The organism is Paenarthrobacter sp. 10N417, from assembly GCF_056394745.1.
The window spans coordinates 105,244-124,627 of the sequence record NZ_JBFTIL010000015.1 but is presented as its reverse complement, the minus strand read 5'-3'; the positions used below and the strand labels follow the sequence as shown (position 1 = coordinate 124,627).

Annotated in this window: 19 protein-coding genes; 13 read left to right on the top strand and 6 right to left on the bottom strand. The window is 61.6% G+C overall.

Annotation, left to right across the window (positions count from 1 at the left end; all coding sequences use genetic code 11):
• Positions 1 to 97: 97 nt before the first annotated feature.
• Both AC1DCM_RS18125 and AC1DCM_RS18120 read right to left on the bottom strand, forming a co-directional pair.
• A complete protein-coding gene (locus AC1DCM_RS18125) occupies positions 98 to 1,603 on the bottom strand; it encodes an Ig-like domain-containing protein (protein WP_477519204.1) in 1,506 nt (501 codons plus the stop codon).
• A 91-nt stretch (positions 1,604 to 1,694) separates the two neighbouring features.
• Complete coding sequence (locus AC1DCM_RS18120; RefSeq protein ID WP_477519203.1) at positions 1,695 to 2,213, bottom strand: hypothetical protein; 519 nt, start codon at positions 2,211 to 2,213, stop codon at positions 1,695 to 1,697.
• Between the two features lie 386 nt (positions 2,214 to 2,599).
• Between AC1DCM_RS18120 and AC1DCM_RS18115 the strand changes: the two genes are divergently transcribed.
• From AC1DCM_RS18115 to AC1DCM_RS18080, 8 genes are all read left to right on the top strand, one after another.
• On the top strand, positions 2,600 to 4,195 hold the full coding sequence (locus AC1DCM_RS18115; RefSeq protein ID WP_442017393.1) for an RNA polymerase sigma factor: 1,596 nt from the start codon (positions 2,600 to 2,602) through the stop codon (positions 4,193 to 4,195).
• A 111-nt stretch (positions 4,196 to 4,306) separates the two neighbouring features.
• Positions 4,307 to 5,221 (top strand): PIG-L deacetylase family protein, encoded by a 915-nt coding sequence (locus AC1DCM_RS18110; protein WP_442017392.1) that lies wholly within the window; start codon positions 4,307 to 4,309, stop codon positions 5,219 to 5,221.
• Positions 5,221 to 6,144: an ATP-grasp domain-containing protein gene (locus tag AC1DCM_RS18105; protein ID WP_442017391.1), complete on the top strand. Its 924-nt coding sequence runs from the start codon at positions 5,221 to 5,223 to the stop codon at positions 6,142 to 6,144. The genes AC1DCM_RS18110 and AC1DCM_RS18105 overlap by 1 nt, the downstream gene beginning before the upstream one ends.
• Positions 6,141 to 7,418: a glycosyltransferase family 2 protein gene (locus tag AC1DCM_RS18100; RefSeq protein WP_442004685.1), complete on the top strand. Its 1,278-nt coding sequence runs from the start codon at positions 6,141 to 6,143 to the stop codon at positions 7,416 to 7,418. The genes AC1DCM_RS18105 and AC1DCM_RS18100 overlap by 4 nt, the downstream gene beginning before the upstream one ends.
• The gene (locus tag AC1DCM_RS18095) at positions 7,415 to 8,545 is read left to right on the top strand and encodes a hypothetical protein (RefSeq protein ID WP_442017390.1); all 1,131 of its coding nucleotides are present in this window, start codon (positions 7,415 to 7,417) and stop codon (positions 8,543 to 8,545) included. The genes AC1DCM_RS18100 and AC1DCM_RS18095 overlap by 4 nt, the downstream gene beginning before the upstream one ends.
• Positions 8,546 to 8,607: 62 nt before the next feature.
• The gene (locus AC1DCM_RS18090) at positions 8,608 to 8,919 is read left to right on the top strand and encodes a hypothetical protein (protein ID WP_477519202.1); all 312 of its coding nucleotides are present in this window, start codon (positions 8,608 to 8,610) and stop codon (positions 8,917 to 8,919) included.
• Positions 8,920 to 9,036: 117 nt separating this feature from the next.
• Entirely contained in the window at positions 9,037 to 11,835 is a 2,799-nt protein-coding gene (gene ppc / locus AC1DCM_RS18085; RefSeq protein ID WP_442004688.1) for a phosphoenolpyruvate carboxylase, read from the top strand.
• 148 nt (positions 11,836 to 11,983) lie between these two features.
• Positions 11,984 to 12,289 carry a hypothetical protein gene (locus AC1DCM_RS18080; protein ID WP_442017387.1) on the top strand — a complete coding sequence of 102 codons (306 nt, stop codon included), beginning with the start codon at positions 11,984 to 11,986 and terminating at the stop codon, positions 12,287 to 12,289.
• 7 nt (positions 12,290 to 12,296) lie between these two features.
• On the opposite strand, the gene AC1DCM_RS18075 is transcribed toward AC1DCM_RS18080, so the two are convergent.
• Positions 12,297 to 12,929, bottom strand: a complete 633-nt coding sequence (locus tag AC1DCM_RS18075) for a DedA family protein (RefSeq protein WP_431118258.1) — start codon at positions 12,927 to 12,929, stop codon at positions 12,297 to 12,299.
• 53 nt (positions 12,930 to 12,982) lie between these two features.
• Here AC1DCM_RS18075 and AC1DCM_RS18070 point away from each other — a divergent pair, with 53 nt between their 5' ends.
• The gene (locus AC1DCM_RS18070) at positions 12,983 to 13,522 is read left to right on the top strand and encodes an O-acetyl-ADP-ribose deacetylase (protein ID WP_442017386.1); all 540 of its coding nucleotides are present in this window, start codon (positions 12,983 to 12,985) and stop codon (positions 13,520 to 13,522) included.
• Between the two features lie 87 nt (positions 13,523 to 13,609).
• On the opposite strand, the gene AC1DCM_RS18065 is transcribed toward AC1DCM_RS18070, so the two are convergent.
• A complete protein-coding gene (locus tag AC1DCM_RS18065; protein ID WP_442017446.1) occupies positions 13,610 to 14,539 on the bottom strand; it encodes an RluA family pseudouridine synthase in 930 nt (309 codons plus the stop codon).
• 95 nt (positions 14,540 to 14,634) lie between these two features.
• On the opposite strand from AC1DCM_RS18065, the gene AC1DCM_RS18060 reads away from it, so the two are divergent.
• Together AC1DCM_RS18060 and AC1DCM_RS18055 are read left to right on the top strand one after the other, a co-directional pair.
• Positions 14,635 to 15,270, top strand: coding sequence for an ArsR/SmtB family transcription factor (locus AC1DCM_RS18060; protein ID WP_442004691.1), 636 nt, complete (start codon positions 14,635 to 14,637; stop codon positions 15,268 to 15,270).
• A complete protein-coding gene (locus AC1DCM_RS18055; RefSeq protein WP_442004692.1) occupies positions 15,263 to 15,955 on the top strand; it encodes an SRPBCC family protein in 693 nt (230 codons plus the stop codon). The genes AC1DCM_RS18060 and AC1DCM_RS18055 overlap by 8 nt, the downstream gene beginning before the upstream one ends.
• Positions 15,956 to 16,043: 88 nt before the next feature.
• On the opposite strand, the gene AC1DCM_RS18050 is transcribed toward AC1DCM_RS18055, so the two are convergent.
• Positions 16,044 to 16,619 carry a TetR-like C-terminal domain-containing protein gene (locus AC1DCM_RS18050; RefSeq protein ID WP_477519201.1) on the bottom strand — a complete coding sequence of 192 codons (576 nt, stop codon included), beginning with the start codon at positions 16,617 to 16,619 and terminating at the stop codon, positions 16,044 to 16,046.
• Positions 16,620 to 16,699: 80 nt separating this feature from the next.
• Between AC1DCM_RS18050 and AC1DCM_RS18045 the strand changes: the two genes are divergently transcribed.
• Positions 16,700 to 17,197: a DUF4188 domain-containing protein gene (locus AC1DCM_RS18045; protein WP_477519200.1), complete on the top strand. Its 498-nt coding sequence runs from the start codon at positions 16,700 to 16,702 to the stop codon at positions 17,195 to 17,197.
• A 14-nt stretch (positions 17,198 to 17,211) separates the two neighbouring features.
• Here the strand turns inward: AC1DCM_RS18045 and yczR are convergent, their stop codons facing one another.
• Positions 17,212 to 18,666 carry a MocR-like transcription factor YczR gene (yczR, locus tag AC1DCM_RS18040; protein WP_442017384.1) on the bottom strand — a complete coding sequence of 485 codons (1,455 nt, stop codon included), beginning with the start codon at positions 18,664 to 18,666 and terminating at the stop codon, positions 17,212 to 17,214.
• Positions 18,667 to 18,726: 60 nt separating this feature from the next.
• Between yczR and yczE the strand changes: the two genes are divergently transcribed.
• Positions 18,727 to 19,365 carry a membrane protein YczE gene (gene yczE, locus AC1DCM_RS18035; RefSeq protein ID WP_442017383.1) on the top strand — a complete coding sequence of 213 codons (639 nt, stop codon included), beginning with the start codon at positions 18,727 to 18,729 and terminating at the stop codon, positions 19,363 to 19,365.
• Positions 19,366 to 19,384 lie beyond the last annotated feature (19 nt).

Below are 19,384 nucleotides of genomic sequence, written 5' to 3'. Positions count from 1 at the left end.
TTGCTTGGGATCGCCATTCGCAGTGGAGCCTATGAGTCCTTGCGGTCTTGCATGGCTATCGGGATGTCAGTGGCCATCCGACTCGGCCTTTTGCTATTTAGTGCTGACGACGAGCCGATCGCCTAACGCCCAGGAAAGCGAGCAACGATCCCAAGGCCAACAGTGCAGCGGCTGCGTAGATGAAGGCCGGGCTTTGAGCGCCAGTAGTAGCCAGGGGTTCTGGTCCTGCAACTTCCGCGGGCTGAGTGGGCTCGTCAGTGGTTACAAGTACCGGGCCTGTGGTGCTGGCGCTTGGGCTGGGTGTTGCGGTGGTGGAGCTCGGCGTCGGCGTGGGTGTTGCGGTGGTGGGGCTCGGCGTGGGTGTGGGTGTCGGGGTCGGTGTGGGTGTTGCGGTGGTGGGGCTCGGCGTGGGTGTGGGTGTTGCGGTGGTGGGGCTCGGCGTGGGTGTGGGTGTCGGGGTCGGTGTGGGTGTTGCGGTGGTGGGGCTCGGCGTGGGTGTGGGTGTCGGGGTCGGTGTGGGTGTTGCGGTGGTGGGGCTCGGCGTGGGTGTTGCGGTGCTGGGGCTTGGCGTCGGAGTCGGTGTGGGTGTTGCGGTGCTGGGGCTCGGGGTCGGCGTGGGCGTCGGTGTCGGGCTTGCCGTTCCGTTGCCTGTTCCGTCAGCGCGCGTCCGCCGGGTTTCGGCCCCAACGGGGGTTTCCTCGCCTGCAATAGTCACGGTTCCGCTGTTGGTGTAGACGTCCAGCTTCTTGTCGGTCACTTTGGTGACGACGAACAGCTCCACCCGTTCGCCCTTGGGCAGGCCCGTCCATCGCACCGTTGCTTCTTGGGGAGTGCACTCGACAGTTGCGGGGTATCGCTCGTTGTCCATTGGCTCGGTGATGTTTCCGGAGCTGCTGACAACCTTGCCCACCCGCGGAGTGACGTGGTCACAATCGATTTCCATGCTAGCGGCGGGCGTGTCGGTGACAACGACGTCGTTTGATTCTGAAGGCATCGGAGGCATGTAAAAGATGGATTCAAGTTCAGTTTGGGGAGCGTCGGCCCACCACATGGACTTCCCCGCCGAAGTAGGGGGAGCGGGATCGCAGTCTTTGGTGCATGGACCATCGACATTCACAGGCACGCGTACCACTGTGGATCCCACGGTGAAGTTCAGTTCCGTCGTTTCGCCGGTGCCCGGCTGCACAGCATATTGCGTACTGAAATTGCACGTCCCACCCACATTGTTGGGATGGTCCGCCACGAAGTCGGTCAACGTGAAGACCACTTGTCCGGCATCGTTCGCTGCTGCCTTGGCGACCGTTACGCCGTCGGCGTTGTCAAGATCAAATGACGCGGCACCAAACCATCGAAGCTCTGGTGGTAGCTGGAGGTTGAAGGTATCGCCCGGTTGCGAGTTGTCAGGAACGGACCACTGACAGGTCAGGTCTACTTGGTCCCATTGGTTCGTAACTACTGAATCCGTGCTGATGGTGACCGCCGCACCCGGGATCACGGCAGCATTGGCTGGCCCTGCCGACCAGGCGAGCCCGAAGGCTGTCACCACAACAGCCAGTAGCGCGGCCACCAAGGAGGCAGACTTTAGATGGAGCTGATTCTTCATGTGTTGGATGGTCCTTCGAATGCGGAAGCGTGTCTCGTCGCATGGTGAGTGGCGGCTCAACGCTGTTCGTGACGGCACCAATAGGCTTCACTCACATTGCCTCGGGAATGTAGTCCTGGGACGCGGGCTCTGAAGAGGCATTTGCCAACGGGAAGAACTGCATGCGCGCGGGTCGCAGGGCTCCTTCGCCCAGGCTTTCCATGGCAGTCCTGCACTCCATCAGTTGCCCAAGGTTGTTCGCCGAGAGAGGTAACAGCACGTGGACAGCAGAATTCTTGTACATGGCAGTAGCACCTGTCCCGTGCAGCTGCCGTTGAACAGTTTCTCCGAGCCGCGCCAGCAGCGTCCAGCGATGGCCGCGGCTCTCAAGGGGCTGGGGCAGGGACAGGATCGCAAGGGCGTAAGGGTGGGAACAGGCCGTTCCAAAAATGGAGAGTTCGTGGATTTGTCGCTGGAAATGGGCTTGCGTGGCCAGGCCCGTCTCAACGTCCGTGCACGAAATCGCTGGTGCAGAATCGGCGGCCTCTGCCCATCCCTCAGCCAAGGATTGGAGAGCCTCTATATCCATGTTCCGGTCTGCCGCCAGGAAGAGGGCGCGGAAGTCCGTCATGGTTTCGCTGATTCCAACGCCGTTCCTAGCCCGCGCCGCGCCCAAGGATCTTGCGGTAGGAGGTGGAACATTGGCTCGAGTTGCCAGCGATGTCACCACCGTGCGGACCTCAGGCAGGAACCAGTCTGCGGGGAACCGCCAACCATTCTGATAACTGGTGGTCTGCCATCTGCGCATCAACAGGTGTCGGGAAAATGTACATTCGGCGAATGATTTTGTCCGGAACGATGTCATATCCGAATAGTGCGTCCGACTAAGGATTCATGACGAAAAGCGGTGGAAGGATCTCTTTGGTAAAGAGCCTATACAAATTCGCGTCATGACTTGAGCTTGATGCGCACTGCGTATATATGGGCACGATTTTATACGTTGTGGGGCTGCCTTAAATGGCATCCGGGACAGGTACTGACAACGCTTCCAGCGCGGGAGTTGAGAGCGATGGTCATCTTATCGGGTTGGTGCGGGGCGGTGACATGTCCGCATTCGACGAACTGTACGAACGCCACATGTCCGTCGCGTCCACAGTGGCCCGGCGAAACGTGGACAATCCAAGTGACGCCGAGGATGTTGTGGCCGAGGCTTTCCAAGCCGTATTGCAGAGCCTGGTTGCGGGACGGGGGCCGGACACCTTCTTCAGGGCGTATCTGCTGTCCACTGTCACCCGTCTGTCACATCATCGGAACCGGAAGGCCGGGAGGTCGCTGCCCAGTAGCGATGACGCAATTCTTGACCGTACGCTGCCGGATCCCGATGCTGTAGTCAAAGCCTTCGAATCCCATACGGTCGCAAAGGCATTTCGCGCCCTTCCCGAACGGTGGCAGGCCGTGCTGTGGTATCTGGACGTGGAAAGAATGAAGCCAGCGGCGGTGGCGCCGCTTCTGGGCCTGTCCGCGAATGCCGTGTCAGCACTGGCGCTTAGGGCACGGGAAGGCCTGAGGAGGCAATACCTGCAGGCCCATGTGGCGGAAGAACCGGACAGCGACTGCGCTGGATTCGCATCGAAACTCGGTACCTTCATTCGAGGTGGACTTTCAAGGATTGCTGAACGCAAGATGCGTCAACACCTTAATGGTTGCTCGAAATGCACCGGCGCTCTCTCGGAACTAAAGGACGTTCAGGGAACCATGAGGGCTGTGCTTATTCCGCTGGTGACCGGCGTACCTCTCGCCACCTTGGCAGCCAAGGGTGCCGGACTGGGTTTCCTGGGAGGGCTGGTCCCCATCAAGGCAGCGATAGTGGTCCCGGCTATCGGGCAACCAGCGGTAATGGCCATGGTGGCGGTAGCAGGATTGGGCCTGGCTCTAGGCGCGGTTGGAATCGTTGGTCGCTTGACGCCGGATGTCCCCATGGAGCAGTTGGCCATTGAGACAAGTTCCTCCCATCAGGAGTCATTCGTGGGGACTCATGCCCCCACTCCCACAGCGACGCCGATGCCGAGCCTGCCATCGCCGGCGTCGCCAGCAGCAGTTGAGCCAGCGCCGTCAAGCGCCGGGCATGAGGGCTCAAACGCTGGGGCCGAACCCTTGGTCGCCGCCCCGGTACCTTCCGGCATGGAATCCCAGCCGCCCTCGCAACAATCTGTTCCTTCGCCGGACCCCGCCTCATCAGCGGCAACTGCCCTTCCCGCGTCACTTGTAGCGGTGACAGCCTCGGTGCGGATACCAAAGGACCATGGTTCCGGCATGACGGCCATGGAGGTGGACTTTGGGATCGGCGGTTCACAGTCCCTGGGACCGGCCAAAGCCGTGTTCTCTGTGGAGCCGGATGCACGGATCCAGGAGAGTTCATTGATTGCTCCGGAAGGGTGGTCGTGCTCGATGGACGGGCGGACAGCCGTCACGTGCATTACAGGTTCGGCACGGCGGAGCGACCTCCATTTTCAGGTTTCAGCCCAGTCCAAGCGAAAAAAGGGCGCCGGTGTCCTGACATATTCCTTGAGTGGAAGTGGTCTTGCAGCTGGCGAATTTGTGCACAAATACTGACCCCGAATCACTGCTGGATACAGCGTCACGAACCTATTGCTCAGGCCACTACCTCAGAGGCGGTGCCCCGAGAGGGCAGTCGCCCATTTATCTGTGCAATTTAGGGGAAATATGAAAGCGACGTTGTTGGCCGCTGCGGGCTTGCTGGGCGCGTTGGCGGCGGTTTGGGCTTTGCTCCCGATCGGTCAAAACTGGTTCGTTCGCAGGTTCAGCTCGCCGCATGGCCTCCGATGGGCCATGGCAAGTTTGGGCGCCCTGTTGCTGCTGTCTCTGGTGGGATGCGCAATGGGGCCGACGCAGCGCCCATGGCTTGAGGTTGTAGTCCTGCTCGCAGGAGCCGCGTTGATTGTGGGCTTTCTTGTCGCGCCAGCCTTCAGGATTCACCATGGTGTGGCCATTCAGCCTCGAAGGGTGCTGGCCATAGGAGCGCACCCTGATGACCTGGAATTGGCTTGCGGTGCCACCCTCGCCAAATTGGCCGATGCCGGGCATGAAGTCCGAACCATGGTTATGAGCTCGGGGGGAAAGGGAGGAGACAGCGCCATCCGTCTCACCGAAGCCGCATCGGGCTCGGATTTCATGGGTGCGTCCAAGGTCCATGTCCACGACTTTACGGACACCAGCCTCGCGGAACATGGGGATGAAATGGTCCAAGCGATTGAAGCCGTGATGGCCGATTTTCGCCCTGACGTTGTGATTACCCATTCCCGTAACGACTACCACCAGGACCATCAGGCCGTACACAGTGCGACTATGCGGGCCGCCCGCCAGCACTCCTCCATCCTGTGCTTCGAGAGTCCTTCATCCACACGGCAGTTCGATCCCAGTGTCTTCGTGGATATCGCGGGGTATGTGGACGTGAAGATTCACGCCGTTGCCATGCACCGGAACCAAAAGGGCAAGCCATATATGAGTGCAGAAAGAGTCCGCAGCCTCGCAGCGTTCAGGGGCTCGCAAGTGAAGACGACATATGCAGAGGGTTTCGAACCTGTTCGACTACTTGGCTCTGCGGTAGGGGAGTTCTGATGGTCCGGGTACTGGTAACAGGCGTTGGAGGGCCAGCTGGCTCCTCCTTGGCGGATCAGCTGAGGGAACTGGGACACTGGGTCCTGGGCGTTGATATGCAACCGGTCCACGGTTCAGCGGCTGACATGGTCTCCTTGGTATCGGCCTCCAGTTCTCCCGACTACCTGTGGGAATTGCGGGGACTCGTGGGCGCCCATGGCATCGAGCTCGTGGTGCCAACCGTCAGCGATGAACTCGTGCTCGTTTCCGAAGCCCGGCAAGGGTTCGCTCCTAATGTCGAGGTCCTCATTGCCGAACCCGCACCCGTTCGAATCGCGAATGACAAGTTCCTCACCATGAGGTGCCTTGCCAATGCAGGCGTCGCTGTCCCCGATTTCGGGCTCCCCGGCGATTTCGCCTCTGTCAACGAGGCGATGGCGCGGTTAGGGGGGTCCCTGGTGGTCAAGCCACGGATTTCGCGCGGTGGACGCGGGGTTCAGATCCTGGAAAAGACTGGCGACGGCGGCCGGAACGCGGCCCGCGTCTGGTCCTCCTTGGACGATTCCTGGATCGTGCAACGATTCGCGCCTGGAACAGAGTACGCGCCCGTGGTCCTCCACAGCAGGCCGGAGCCGGGTCAGGACGATCTTGTGGTGGTGTTGGAGAAGACAGAACTCAAAGAGGGGCGGGTGGGTAACGCCGTGTCCGTCAGGAGGATTGAGGGAGCCGAGAGTGCCGACGTGGCTCAATTGGCTGATTCAGCCGTGACCGCGCTCGGATTGACTGGACCTATCGACGTGGACGTGCGCCGTCTGCAGGACGGAAGTCCGGTGGTACTGGAAATTAACGCGAGGTTTGGCGCAAACAGTGCGTTCGCCCCCGAACTCCTGGAGAACGTTCTTGGCCGATATGTGGCCGGTCGATTAACCGGAAGGCCTGCGTGACACCTCTTGATGCTGCCCTGGCATTTGTCCAGGTTGGAGGCGTACTGATTCTCGGTTTCGGTGTGGTCAAAATCGTCTATGTTCCACTGGCCTTGTATTTCAACCGGCTTTACCGTTCCAACTCTGCCAAGCATCGTTATTCCGTCATCACTGACCGGCCGTTGGTCTCGGTGATCGTGCCCGGCTACAACGAGGCCGTCGTGATCACCAGTTGCGTCGAGTCGATCCTTGCCAGCCGTTATCTTCGTCTGGAAGTGATTCTGGTGGACGACGGTTCCACTGATTCCACCGCCAGCATCATGGCCGGGCTTGCAGATCAATATGATCGGGTGCGATTTCTCTCCCAAACGAACGCGGGGAAGGGAGCTGCGCTCAACTATGGCATCGCTAAGGCCAATGGCGACATCCTGATGTTTGTCGATGCCGACGGAATTTTTGCCCCTGACACCCTGATGCGCATGCTCGAGGGTTTTGATCACACCAAGGTGGGAGCGGTGTGCGGCGACGACCGGCCGGTTAACCTGAATCGCGTTCAAACGATGATGCTTGCCGTTCTAAGCCATGTCGGGACCGGCCTGGTCCGCAGAGCCTTGTCCTTGTTGCATTGCCTGCCAATCGTCTCCGGGAACATAGGTGCCTTCCGCCGTGACGTAGTCCAGCTGGTAGGCGGTTTTCACGAGGACACGCTCGGTGAGGACCTTGAGCTTACTTGGCGTGTCTATAAGGCCGGCTACCGGGTAAGGTTCCAGCCCTCAGCGCTGGTTTATGCCGAGTCGCCGTCAACGATGGGCGGGTTGTGGCGGCAGCGCGTTCGGTGGTCGCGGGGCTTGCTGCAGACCCTCCGGATGCACATCGGGATGCTTGGGCGGAGGCGTTACGGCTTGTTTGGCATGTTCCTTTTGTTCAACGCCATCACCATGGTGGTGATCCCTATGCTGCAACTAGCCATCTTGGCGGTGCTTCCTTTCCTGTACCTTGCTGGTTCGGGTCCCGTACCCGCTGAAGTCCTCGCCATTCTTGGTTGGTTGGGATTGTTTGTATCCCTCGCGCTGATCGTCTTCTCCATTGGCCTCAACAGGTCATGGAAGGATCTTCGTTTTCTGTGGACGTTGCCACTGTGGCCCCTGTACTCGGTATTCGTTGGACTGGCTTTAGCCAGCGCAATCGTCAAGGAGATCCGCGGTAGCCCTGCCGTGTGGAACAAGTTGCAACGGACCGGCGTGATCTCCGTAACTGCCGCCGAGGCCAGCCCCCGTTACGAGGCAGGGGTATGAAGGCTATTGGACCTCCGACGTTCGTTGCCAGGCTAACTGCCTCGTTGGTGGCCTCGATCCTCGTTGTTGCATTCTCGGGCGTCACCGCCTGCGCACGAGAACCGGAGCATCGTCCCGTGGACCGCATGGTAAATCTTGGCTTTGAGGACGTCGTCAACGAGGACACCTCGCACCTTGTTGACTTGGCGGAGCGATTGGACGCAGTGAACGCAACAGCTGTATCGATTTCCGTAGGACGCACAGACTGGACGGCTTTTCCCTGGTCCGGCCACGCAGAGGCCAGATCTTATGAGGTTTCCAGCACGAAAAGAGACTTCGTAGGGGAGTCGATCTCAGCTTTGGGGGTGGCGCATGACGGCAAGGAACGTGATGTGATCCTCACGATCGATGTCCTGTTGGACCGTGCGCTGAGTGAGGACCCCTCCCTGGCAGGACGGAATATCGCTGGAGAGCCATCCGAGTCCTTCGCCAGTGTGTCGTCCCTGCGGCACGGCAAGGCAGGCGCCCGCTTGGCTTCCTTGGCTGCCGCCGTCGCGAAGAAGTACCGGCCCACAGCCGTGAATCTCACGGAATTGATGTTCGATGATTTCACCTTTGGCAGTGAAGACTTCGATGACTTCAAAGCCACCACMGGTGAAGATGACTGGCCCCGGAACCACGAAGGCGGCATCGACCAGTCAGATGCCCGGATCAACACGTGGCGGAGCGAAGCCATGGCGGACATCGTGCGGAGGGTGGGAGCCGCCGTCGAACCCTATAGTGTGCGGCTGGAAATGGACGTCCGGTCGCCGCGGGATTCACCGTCGGCGGATCGCGCTGACAGCGGCCATGACTACGACCTCTTGCTCAAGCAGCTCTACCGGCTCCACGTTTGGGAGTACGTAGGACTCAATGCAGAGCGCTCGCCGCAGACGAAGGACCTCGCTGAAGCCCTGACCCGCCGCGCGGGCGACCGCATGTCGTTGTCTATCGGGCTGTGGTCCGATGACGGCACGATCTCTGCGGAAAGGTTCGGAACGGCCTTGCATGAGGCTGTTCGGGGCGGGGCCACATCCGTGTCGGTGACACCCGCAAGCCTCATGGACGCCGGGCATTGGGAGGTCTTGCGGAAAGCCTGGGCCCGGTAATTATGGGCTGTCCGGTGCTCACCCCGGGGGCGTACCCTGAGCGCATGGGCATGGAATCCGTGATGGCGGCAGTAGTAAGCCTTGCACTGATTGTGGGGTCGGTTTGGGCTGGCACACGGCTGGTGCAGAAGGGTGTTTCCGCGAAGGGGGCAACCGGCACACTCGGGAGTGTCCTCTCCATGATTGAACCAGCCACAGGTGCGCCGACCAAGATGGAGGCGGCGGCAGCACGCGAGGAAGTGCGGCAGCGAAGGCACGAGAAATTGGTGGCCGGCCCGGGCACCGCAGAGGCCGAACTGTTCGCCGGGAAGGTGGTCCTGCCGCCGTCGACGAGTAAAGCCGCTAAGCAGCAATCCGGTGACGCCAAAATCTGAGACGTATTCCCGCAGTAGAGTCCCGTGCGGGTAAGATCCCGTAGGAAACATTAGTAACCCGGCTCACAGTATCCAGCGCAGTGTACGAGCCAAACCAGATCCCGAAGGTAAGTATCTATGGTTCACACTGCCCATCAAGACACCGATCTCGCCGCAGAACTGCGCGCCGATGTGCGCCGCGTTTCCACCCTGTTGGGTGAGTCCCTGGTGCGACAACACGGCCCGGAATTGCTGCAGCTCGTGGAGCAGGTCCGCCTGCTGACCAAGGAATCCAAAGAGGCCGCGCGGGGCGGAGCCGACGCGACCGGTCCATGGAGCGCGCACGACGTCGTTGCCCAGGTCCGCGAGTTGCTCGCCTCCCTGCCTCTGGACCAGGCGACGGATCTGGTTCGTGCCTTCGCGTTCTATTTCCACCTCAGCAATGCGGCCGAGCAGGTCCACCGCGTCCGTGGGCTTCGGACCAGGCAGGAGAAGGACGGCTGGCTTGCGAAGGCTGTCACGGAAATCGCCGGCCAAGCTGGGCCGCAGGTCCTTCAGGACGTTGTGAATGAGCTGGATGTTCGGCCCATTTTCACGGCACACCCTACCGAGGCCTCCCGACGTTCAGTGCTGGACAAGGTCCGCAAACTCTCCGACGTCTTGGCCCAGCCCACTGAAGAGGGAACGTCTGCCCGGCGCCGGCAGGATCGCCAACTCTCGGAAATCATCGACCAAATGTGGCAGACCGATGAGCTCCGGCAGGTCCGGCCGACGCCGGTGGATGAAGCGCGCAACGCGATCTACTACCTGAACAGCATCCTCACCGATGCCATGCCGGAGATGCTGACTGACCTCTCCGAGCTCCTTGCCGAGCACGGCGTGGTCCTGCCCGCTGCCAGCGCGCCACTGCGCTTCGGATCCTGGATCGGTGGCGACCGCGATGGAAACCCCAACGTCACTGCGGCCGTTACACGCGAAATCCTGCAGTTGCAGAACCAGAACGCGGTGCGGATCAGTATCGCGTTGATCGACGAGCTGATCTCGGTCCTGTCCAACTCCACCGCCTTGTTCGGGGCTGACCAGGAGCTGTTGGACTCGATCGACGTGGATCTCAAGAACCTGCCCGGTCTGGACAAGCGCATCCTGGAGCTCAATGCCCAGGAGCCTTATCGACTCAAGCTCACGTGTATCAAAGCCAAGCTCATAAACACGGGTCGCCGAGTTTCCGCCTCGACGTACCACGAGCCCGGCCGCGACTACGCCACCACAAGTGAGCTGTTGGCCGAGTTCGGCCTGCTCGAAGAGTCGCTCCGGAACCACGCAGCGGGCCTTGTTGCCGACGGTGCCTTGGCTCGTGTCCGCCGTGCGATCGCCGCCTTTGGCCTTCACTTGGCAACCCTGGACATCCGTGAACATGCCGATTACCACCACGACGCCGTCGGACAGCTCGTGGACCGTCTTGGTACCGAGAAGCCGTATGCCTCCTTGACCCGCGAGGAACGTTTCGAATTCCTCGGTGCCGAGCTGGCCTCACGCCGTCCGCTCTCCGGCCATCCGATCAAGCTCGAAGGCACTGCGGACGGCACCTACGACGTCTTCCGGAGCATCCGCCAGGCCCTGCACACTTATGGTCCGGACGTCGTGGAAACGTACATCATTTCCATGACCCGGGGCGCCGATGACGTCCTGGCCGCCGCTGTGCTGGCACGCGAGGCCGGTTTGATTGACCTCTTCGGGGCCAAGCCGCATGCCAAGATTGGCTTTGCTCCACTGCTGGAAACCGTGGAGGAGCTCCGCGCCTCCGCTGAGATTGTGGATCAGTTGCTCTCTGATCCGTCCTACCGTGACTTGGTCCGTCTCCGCGGCGACGTCCAGGAAATCATGCTCGGGTACTCCGATTCCAACAAGGAATCCGGTGTCATGACCAGCCAGTGGGAGATCCACAAGACCCAGCGGAAGCTGCGTGATGTGGCTGCCAAGCACGGCGTGAGGGTCCGCTTGTTCCATGGCCGTGGTGGTTCCGTGGGCCGTGGCGGTGGTCCGACGTATGACGCCATCATGGCCCAGCCCAATGGTGTGCTCGAGGGCGAAATTAAGTTCACGGAGCAGGGCGAGGTCATCTCGGACAAGTACTCCCTTCCCGAACTTGCCCGCGAGAACCTTGAGCTGTCCTTGGCAGCTGTCATGCAGGGTTCTGCCTTGCACCGGACTCCGCGTACTTCCGAAAACGAGCGCGAGCGCTACGCAAATGTCATGGAAACCATTTCCGATGCTGCCTTTGCACGCTATCGGGCATTGATCGACGACGCCGATCTTCCCGCCTACTTCCTGGCGTCCACACCAGTGGAGCAGTTGGGCTCCTTGAACATCGGATCACGCCCCTCCAAGCGTCCCGATTCCGGGGCCGGCCTCGGTGGGCTCCGGGCCATCCCGTGGGTGTTCGGTTGGACGCAGTCGCGCCAGATCGTTCCAGGTTGGTTCGGCGTGGGCTCGGGTCTGAAGGCTGCACGCGAAGCCGGTGACGCTGACCAGCTCATGGAAATGATGGACCGTTGGCACTTCTTCCGTTCGGTGATTTCCAACGTCGAAATGACCTTGGCCAAGACCGACATGGAGATCGCGGGACACTACGTTTCTTCCTTGGTTCCTGAGGAACTGCACCGCTTGTTCCACATGATCCGGGACGAGTACGAGCTCACAGTTGCCGAAATCGAGCGCCTGACCGGGGAGCTCGAGCTCCTTGACGCGCAGCCCACCCTGAAGCGATCGCTGGAAATCCGTGATCAGTATCTGGACCCGATCAGTTACCTTCAGGTGGAGTTGCTCCGCCGCGTGCGCGAGGAATCGGTGTCCGGCGCGGAGATTGATGAACGGCTCCAGCGCGCCATGCTGATCACCGTCAACGGTGTGGCCGCCGGCCTGCGCAACACCGGCTAGACGCTCTCTCACGTCCCACCGGTTTTTCCGGATCCTTCTCTCACATCCGGCCGGTTTTTCCGGATCGCTCTCTCGCCCCACGAAGCGTCAACGGGGCGGGGGAGCGTTCCGGCTTAAAGCAGCTGCGCGTGGGCGTTAAGGTTGTTGGATGCCGTCGTTCCAGACCAAGTTAAAGATCACTGGCCTCAAGCCTGGCAACCCTCCCGAATCGGTCATGGCGGCGGCCATCGAAGCATTGGAAACCCGCCATCATGTGGAATCGAACCAGCTGGACATTGTGGGCGGTGTCCCGCAGCTCAGCCTGCGCTTCACCGTGAACGACCGCGACTATACCGGTGAGAACGACGAAGCCCGGACTTCGGCTGCCATGATGCGCGACGCCGTCGAACGCGTTGCGCTGACCGGAAGCCTTTACGTGCTGCGTCGCAGCCGTGGTCGCTGGGCGCCGATCTAGGCGAACGTCATTCCGGTTGGGGCACGTCGCCATCGAAGGGTTCATCCACTGGGGAGCGGCTCCCGCGCCGTCGTGTGACAATCAGTCCGACCACCACGCCGATGACCAAGCCGACGCCCACCCCAATCAGTGAGCTGGCCCAGAATGGCAGTTTGGTCGCGGAGCCCGTGAAGTAGCCCAGGCCCACCTGCCACACGGCCCACAGCACGGCGCCCAATCCGGCGCAGAGGCTGAAACCACGGACGGAGACGTTGGCGATTCCAGCTGCGGATGAGGTTGCGAGCCTGCCGCCAGGGACGAAACGGGCACCGATGATAGCCCCATAAGTGGAGGATCGGCCTGCCTTGGCGATGGCCTCGTGGATTCCACGGTGGACTTTCCTGCCCCATGCCCAGCGATCCAGTACATGGCTCACGCGCCGCTTAAACAGTAAGTAGACAGCCATGTCTCCGAGCCAGGACGCGAAGGCCGCTAGCAGCAGGATGAGCCAGAAATTGGCGTGTCCGTCGGCTGCCAGAGCTCCACCGGTGATGACCACCATTTCGGACGGGATCGGGGGGAAGATGGCATCGCCCAGCACCATGGGAACGATCCACAAGTAAATTGCGGATCCCCACGTCTCGGGGGCGATGAAGTCCATTGGCACAAGGTACCGCACTTGCCGCTCCGGCCGCTCGGCGGGAGACTGGCGCAATGCAGATCGAAATCTTGCCCGGGGACATCACCATGCGCGACGTCGACGCGATCGTCAACGCCGCCAACTCGTCACTGCTTGGTGGAGGGGGAGTGGACGGAGCGATCCATCGGGCCGCCGGGCCAGAACTGCTTGAGGCTTGTCGCGAGGTTCGTCGCAGCAAACTGCCGGACGGGCTGCCTGTTGGGGCCGCCGTCGTGACCCCCGGATTCGGGCTCCCGGCGCGCTGGGTGATTCATACCGTGGGTCCCAACCGGCACGCCGGGCAAACCGATCCCGCGCTGCTCGCCTCGTGCTTCCGCGAAAGCCTGAAAGCCGCTGTGGAGGTGGGTGCGCGGTCCGTCGCTTTTCCCGCGATCAGCGCCGGGATCTATGGTTGGGACGCCCGCGAGGTCGCTAAAGTAGCGCTCGACGCCGTGAGGTCGTTCTCATCTGAGTCTTCAGCTGGTGCCACGACCGCCAGCGGACTTGAGTTGGTGGAGTTCGTGCTGTTTTCGGAGGACACGACGGCGGTCTTCCGGTCTGTGTTTGAGTCCTGAGCCTCCGCTGGGCTGCTCCCGCTCAGGCAGGTCACCGGGATGACGAGCACGTTGAACACAGCGCCTGTGGCGTCGTTGAGAGCAAGGTCAGCCGTGGGCTTCGCTGAGCTCCAGTTGGCTACGGTATTCCACGCGCTCCTTGGTGATGGGATCCACGAAAGTGATACCGCGTGCCAACAATTGAAGCGGTTTGCTGTAGTCGTCCGGGGCCTTGTCCAACAGGTCCGGGTAGAAGGCGTCGTTGACGATGCCCAGACCCAGCGATGCCATGTGCACCCGGAGCTGGTGTGTCTTTCCGGTGTGCGGCTCCAGCCGGTACAGCGCGCGCTGGTGAGTCCCGGCGTCGAACGTTTTTGTCTGTTCGATACGCGTTTCGGCGTTCGGTTCGCCATCGATAACTTCGGCGAGCAGATAGCTGCGGGACTTGGTCATGCGGTTGCGGACCACCACCGGAAATTCGACGGTGGGAAAACCTGCGGCAGGCGCCGCGGCGGACACGCACTCGTATTCTTTTTGGACCTGGCGCTTCTCGAAGAGAACCTGGTACTTGCCGCGGGTCTCCGGGTTGGTTGAGAGCAGCAAAATGCCGGCGGTCATGCGGTCGAGGCGGTGCATGGGGATGAGGTCCGGAAGGTCGAGCAGATTCCGGAGCCGGACCAGCGCGGACTCCTGGATGTACGTGCCGCCGGGTGTCGTTGGCAGGAAATGCGGCTTGTCCACCACGAGGATGTGTTCGTCCTGATGCAGGATGTTGATGTCCACCGGCAGGCGCGTTTCCGGGGGGAGTGTGCGGTAGTACCAAATGAAGGTGTGGTCCTCGAGCTTGGTGCTCCTGCTCAGGCGCACGCCGCCTTCGCCCACGATTTCGCCGGCGTCGAAACGGTCCTCGATGCCTTGGGGGTCGATGTGTCCCCAGCGGTGCATCATGTAGTCCATCGCAGTGTCCCAGGGCCCCTCGTCCGGGAGGCGCAGGCGGGTCGCGTTTACGCCGTCGCGCACGGGAAGGGGGGATTGCATCACCGGACAATTCTACTGTGGCTCCCACAACGCAGCTCTAGCCGACGATAAAATAGTTCTTGACAATAAAAATTGTCGGTGAGCATACTTGAAGCATGTTGGACATCGAAGTGATTGAGGACGCAGCGGCGGCAGAGGCCTCGTTGGACCCGATCCGCACACGCATACTTCAAGAGCTGGCGGAGCCGGGCTCGGCCACTCAACTGGCCGCCAAGGTGGGGTTGCCCCGGCAAAAGGTCAACTATCACCTCAAAGCTCTCGAGCGGCATGGCTTGGTGGAGCTTGTGGAAGAACGCCGGAAAGGCAACGTCACGGAGCGCGTACTTCAGGCGACGGCGGCCTCGTACCTGATCTCGCCCGTCGCGTTGGCTTCGGTGGCCCCGGATCCGCAGCGTTTCTCCGACAGGTTCTCCGCCTTCTGGCTCCTGGCGCTCGCCTCCCGCACAGTCCAGGAAATGGGCAAGCTTATTTCCGGTGCGGCCGCTGCCAAGAAGAAGCTCGCAAGCTTCGCGATCGACGGCGAAATTACCTTCCGCTCAGCCGCAGAACGCGCCGCTTTCGCTGAAGAGCTCGGCGTGGCGGTCACGCGGCTCGTCGATAAGTACCACGACGGCGGTGCTGCCGCAGTGGCGGGCGGAGCACGAAAGCACCGGCTCGTCGTCGTACTTCATCCAACACTCAAGACACCGTCAACGGAAAAAACAGCAGAAAAGGAACAACGCAATGACTGACAACCGGAAATTCGAGATCGTGGCGGACGCCGAACTGCCGGGCACTCCAGAGCGGGTGTGGCAGGCGGTTACCAAGGACACGGCGGCCTGGATGTTCCCCACGGATCAGTGGCCCGATGTGAAAACCGTCGAAGAATACCCCAGCCACCTTGTGTCGCGGATGGAGGGTCCCAATGGTTGGTTCAACCAATTGGAGCACGTCCTGGAGCCCGTCGAGGGTGGCCGCGCCAAGCTGCACTATGTCCACAGCGGCATCTTCGCCGACAACTGGGACGAACAGTACGACGGCGCCAGCAAGCACACGGAGTTTTACCTCCACACCCTGGGCCAGTACCTGCAGTATTTCGATGGGCAGCCCGTGGTCTTCACGGATGTCCAAGCGCCGGCTTCTTCGCAGACTCCGGATGGATTCGTGCAGCTGAAAAGGGCTTTGGGCGTGGATGGCATGACGGCCGGTACCCCGTTTGAGGTGGACGTCGACGGCGTGGGTCGGCTGAGTGGCGAGGTGGACTTCTCCAACGAGAACTTCCTGGGCCTGCGCACCTCCGACACGCTGCTCCGTTTCTTCGGCAGGAATGCTTTTGGTGCGCCGGTGGGCATGACCGTGCATGAATTCGGTGGCTCGGGGGACTCCGAGCTGACGGCGAAGGCGTGGGGTGCGTTCCTGGAGAAGGTGTACGCGTAGGGTCACCTTCCGGGCCTGCCCCAAGTAGGTAGCAGTAGATGCCGTTTTGAACGTTCAGAACGGCATCAACTGCTACCTACTTTTGGGCTTAAGGGGCCCAAGCGCGGGCGACTGCTTCAAGGGAGGCGTCATAGATCCCGGCCCAGTCCGTTTCGGGTTCATTCATCCGCGCCAGCTCCAGGCTGACGAGTCCGTGAACCTGCCCCCAAATGGCCATTGCGATGAGGGAGGGATCATCGGAACGGATCCTCCCGGCCCTTTGGGCGGCGACTACTGCCTCCACCAGCGGGAGCATCGAGGCTGAGGCGACTTCCGGCGTCGGGCTGCAATCCACATACGCGGCCAGCGCGCCGCTGAACATGAGCCGGTAAAGCGCCGGATGTTCCAAAGCCCAGACGCGGTACGCCCGGCCCAGGCCCRGGAGTCCGTCTTTGGCCGCGTCCTGTTGAGACTCGCCGAAAGAGCGAAAACCGTCGTCGACGGCGGCCGTCAAGAGTTGCGATTTCCCGCCGAAGAGCGAGTAAATCGCCGAGGTGGAGGTGTCTGCGGCCGCGGCGACGTCGCGGAGAGTGACACGAGCGGGACCTTCGCGGTCCACGAGCTCCGCGGTTACTTCCAGGAGCCGTTGCTGAACGTGCTGATCATGAACAATGGGTCTTGCCATGTCTCCAAGTGTTTCATAACATCGTTTCATAACAACGTTACGAAACTGGGAATCCAAAGTTTCCCAACCAAAGGAGCGACATGGCACAGGAGATTTTTCCCGGACGTTTTGCGGCTGACATCGGGGGAGAAACAATGACTGTCTTCCTGATCGGGATGCGGGCCAACCGGTGGTGGAAGATGGGCAAGGTGGCGCGGGTAGCATCATCCATGCCCACGATGATGCGGCATCTTGCCGCCAATCCCGAGGCCGGGTTGCTCGGGAGTGAGCAATGGTTCGGGCGCACCACCATTCTGCTCAGTTATTGGGAAAGTCCCGAGCATCTGAGGCGCTTCGCGGCGGACCGTGAATCCCCACATTTGGGTCCATGGCGGAAGTTCATGAAGGAAATTTCCGGCAGTGGCGATATCGGGGTGTGGCACGAGACGTACCAGGTACCGGCGTCGGGCATTGAAGTGGTGTACAACGGCATGCCGCTCTTTGGCTTGGCCAAGGCAACTTCCCATGTTCCCGTCGGCCCGGGCAGCAACACGGCGAAACAGCGCATGGGTTCAGCTGCTGGCGTGGCGCCCAAGTAGCGGGTGAGCGGCTCTTAGGCGACTGCGACGGCGGGTGGCCGCCCGGCCTTGAGGGTCCGGCGGAGTTGGGGAGAGGCGTCGAGCTTGTCCTGGGCGGCGCGCAAGGCGCTCACGGCGAATTCGAGCTGCGCTGGTGGCAATGTATAGGGGACGCGTAGGTAATGCTCGAAGGCGCCACCCACTCCGAACCGCGGTCCGGCTGCCAAACGAAGCCCGAAATCCGGCGCCAGCACAGTGAGAGCAGTGCTGCAGGCTGTGGGCAGGCGGCACCAAGCCGTGAGTCCGCCGCGGGGCCTTTCCACCTCCCATTCCGGCAGGTGTTCGGCAAGCAGTGCGAGCAGGGACTCCCGGTTGTGACGCAGCTCGTGCAGGCGGGCATCGAGCGGTTCGGCGAATGACCTCACCAGTCGCGCGGCAGCCAACTGCTCAACCACGGGTCCACCGAGGTCCATGGTGGTCCTGGTCGCCACGAACCGGGTGATCATCGCTTCGTCCGCCCGGATCCAGCCCGTCCTGAGTCCGGCCCAATGCGACTTGCTGAGCGAGCCGATCGAAACGACCCTGGCACTGAAGGCTGACATCGGCGAGGTCTTGACGGCGTCGAGGTTCAATCCGCGCAATGTCTCGTCCACCACCAGCACGGTCCCGGCGGCAGCGGCCGCCCGGGCTAAACGGCGGCGCTGCAGATCGGACATGATGCGCCCTGTGGGGTTGTGGAAGTCAGGGACAAGGTAGGCCATTGCGGGGCGCTGCTGGTTCATCGTGGACACCATGGCATCAACGTCCCAAGCAGGGGAAGCGTGGGGTGGCAACCCGACAGGCAGCACTTTGCAGCCCGCCGCCCGTATGGCATCCAGGGCGTTTGGATAAGTGGGGTGTTCCACCAAAACCCTGTCCTGCTTTCCCACGAGGGTATGGAGAACTACGTTGAGGGCGTGCTGCGCACCGGATGTCACCAGGATCTGATCCGCGGTAGTGGGTACTCCTTCCGCGGCATACTTCTCCGCGATTGCCTGCCGCAGGGCTGGCACTCCAAGGGCGTCGTACCCGAAACCGGGGAGCAGCGCAGGCAATTCAGTGAGGGCATCAGCGAACGCCCGGTGGACAACTTCACCGGCCGCCGGAAGCGATGCGTATGCCAGGTCCAGGAGTCCTTCAGGCGCAGCAAGGCCCGGAACGCTCACAGGTGCGTCGCGGTGGGGGATGCTTGTCCGGCCGCGGCTGCCTTGGCCTGCGGTGAGGAAACCTTGTTCGCGAAGGCTCGCGTAGGCCGCAGTGACAGTGGTGCGGCTCAGGCCGAGCGTCTGCGCCAGCGCACGCTCACTGGGTAGTGCGACGTCCAGCGGAATGCGCCCATCCATCACCAGCAAACGCACGACGTCGGCCAGCTCGCGGTAGGCGGGCAGGGCGCCGCTACTCCAAGAGCCCAGGAGGCGGACGAGTGCGGTGGGGTTCAATGAGCCTGGCATAGGACCAGTATTCCAAACTGGCTATGGAATACAAGGCCAGTTTTCCACGACCATGGATTCATGATGACCCGAAGAATCACACAACTCCTGATCGGCCTGGCGATGTACGGCATCTCGCTGGCCATGTTCATCCGCGCCGGTCTTGGCCTTGACCCTTGGGACGTCTTCCACCAGGGCGTTTCGGAAAAGACCGGTTTCAGCATTGGGGTTGTGGTGATCGCCGTCAGTTTCCTCGTCCTCCTCCTCTGGATCCCCCTGCGGCAAATGCCCGGATTCGGAACCTTGGCAAACGCCATCCTTGTGGGAGTCTTTGCTGATCTGGGCTTATGGCTGATCCCGGAGTTCTCACACCTGGGCGGACAAATTGCGATGCTGGCCGGCGCGGTGATCCTGAATGGGATCGCGTCCGCTTGCTACATCGGAGCACGCCTCGGCCCGGGAGCCCGTGATGGCCTGATGACGGGGCTGGTTCGCCGGACAGGGTGGTCTGTCCGCCTTGTCCGAACGGGAATTGAAGTAGTGGTCCTGGCCGTCGGCTTCTTGCTGGGTGGGTCCGTAGGTGTCGGTACGGTAGTTTACGCGCTGGCAATCGGTCCGATCGTGCAGGTTCTCTTGCCGAAGTTCATGGTCCCTGAACCTGCCAAGGCTCCGGCCCCGGCTGAAGCTACGGAGGCTGTGGAGGCCGCGCCGGCCGCCTGACGGCCAGCCGTCCCAACGC

Excerpts from the sequence above, each read along its gene's own strand:
- ppc (WP_442004688.1), top strand. The coding sequence starts at position 9,037 with ATGGTTCACACTGCCCATCAAGACACCGATCTCGCCGCAGAACTGCGC.
- AC1DCM_RS18065 (WP_442017446.1), bottom strand. The coding sequence starts at position 14,539 with ATGCAATCCCCCCTTCCCGTGCGCGACGGCGTAAACGCGACCCGCCTG.
- AC1DCM_RS18125 (WP_477519204.1), bottom strand. The coding sequence starts at position 1,603 with ATGAAGAATCAGCTCCATCTAAAGTCTGCCTCCTTGGTGGCCGCGCTA.
- yczR (WP_442017384.1), bottom strand. The coding sequence starts at position 18,666 with ATGCCAGGCTCATTGAACCCCACCGCACTCGTCCGCCTCCTGGGCTCT.
- AC1DCM_RS18105 (WP_442017391.1), top strand. The coding sequence starts at position 5,221 with ATGGTCCGGGTACTGGTAACAGGCGTTGGAGGGCCAGCTGGCTCCTCC.
- AC1DCM_RS18090 (WP_477519202.1), top strand. The coding sequence starts at position 8,608 with ATGGCGGCAGTAGTAAGCCTTGCACTGATTGTGGGGTCGGTTTGGGCT.
- yczE (WP_442017383.1), top strand. The coding sequence starts at position 18,727 with ATGATGACCCGAAGAATCACACAACTCCTGATCGGCCTGGCGATGTAC.
- AC1DCM_RS18055 (WP_442004692.1), top strand. The coding sequence starts at position 15,263 with ATGACTGACAACCGGAAATTCGAGATCGTGGCGGACGCCGAACTGCCG.
- AC1DCM_RS18070 (WP_442017386.1), top strand. The coding sequence starts at position 12,983 with ATGCAGATCGAAATCTTGCCCGGGGACATCACCATGCGCGACGTCGAC.
- AC1DCM_RS18060 (WP_442004691.1), top strand. The coding sequence starts at position 14,635 with ATGTTGGACATCGAAGTGATTGAGGACGCAGCGGCGGCAGAGGCCTCG.
- AC1DCM_RS18075 (WP_431118258.1), bottom strand. The coding sequence starts at position 12,929 with ATGGACTTCATCGCCCCCGAGACGTGGGGATCCGCAATTTACTTGTGG.
- AC1DCM_RS18115 (WP_442017393.1), top strand. The coding sequence starts at position 2,600 with ATGGCATCCGGGACAGGTACTGACAACGCTTCCAGCGCGGGAGTTGAG.
- AC1DCM_RS18045 (WP_477519200.1), top strand. The coding sequence starts at position 16,700 with ATGGCACAGGAGATTTTTCCCGGACGTTTTGCGGCTGACATCGGGGGA.
- AC1DCM_RS18080 (WP_442017387.1), top strand. The coding sequence starts at position 11,984 with ATGCCGTCGTTCCAGACCAAGTTAAAGATCACTGGCCTCAAGCCTGGC.
- AC1DCM_RS18120 (WP_477519203.1), bottom strand. The coding sequence starts at position 2,213 with ATGACGGACTTCCGCGCCCTCTTCCTGGCGGCAGACCGGAACATGGAT.
- AC1DCM_RS18110 (WP_442017392.1), top strand. The coding sequence starts at position 4,307 with ATGAAAGCGACGTTGTTGGCCGCTGCGGGCTTGCTGGGCGCGTTGGCG.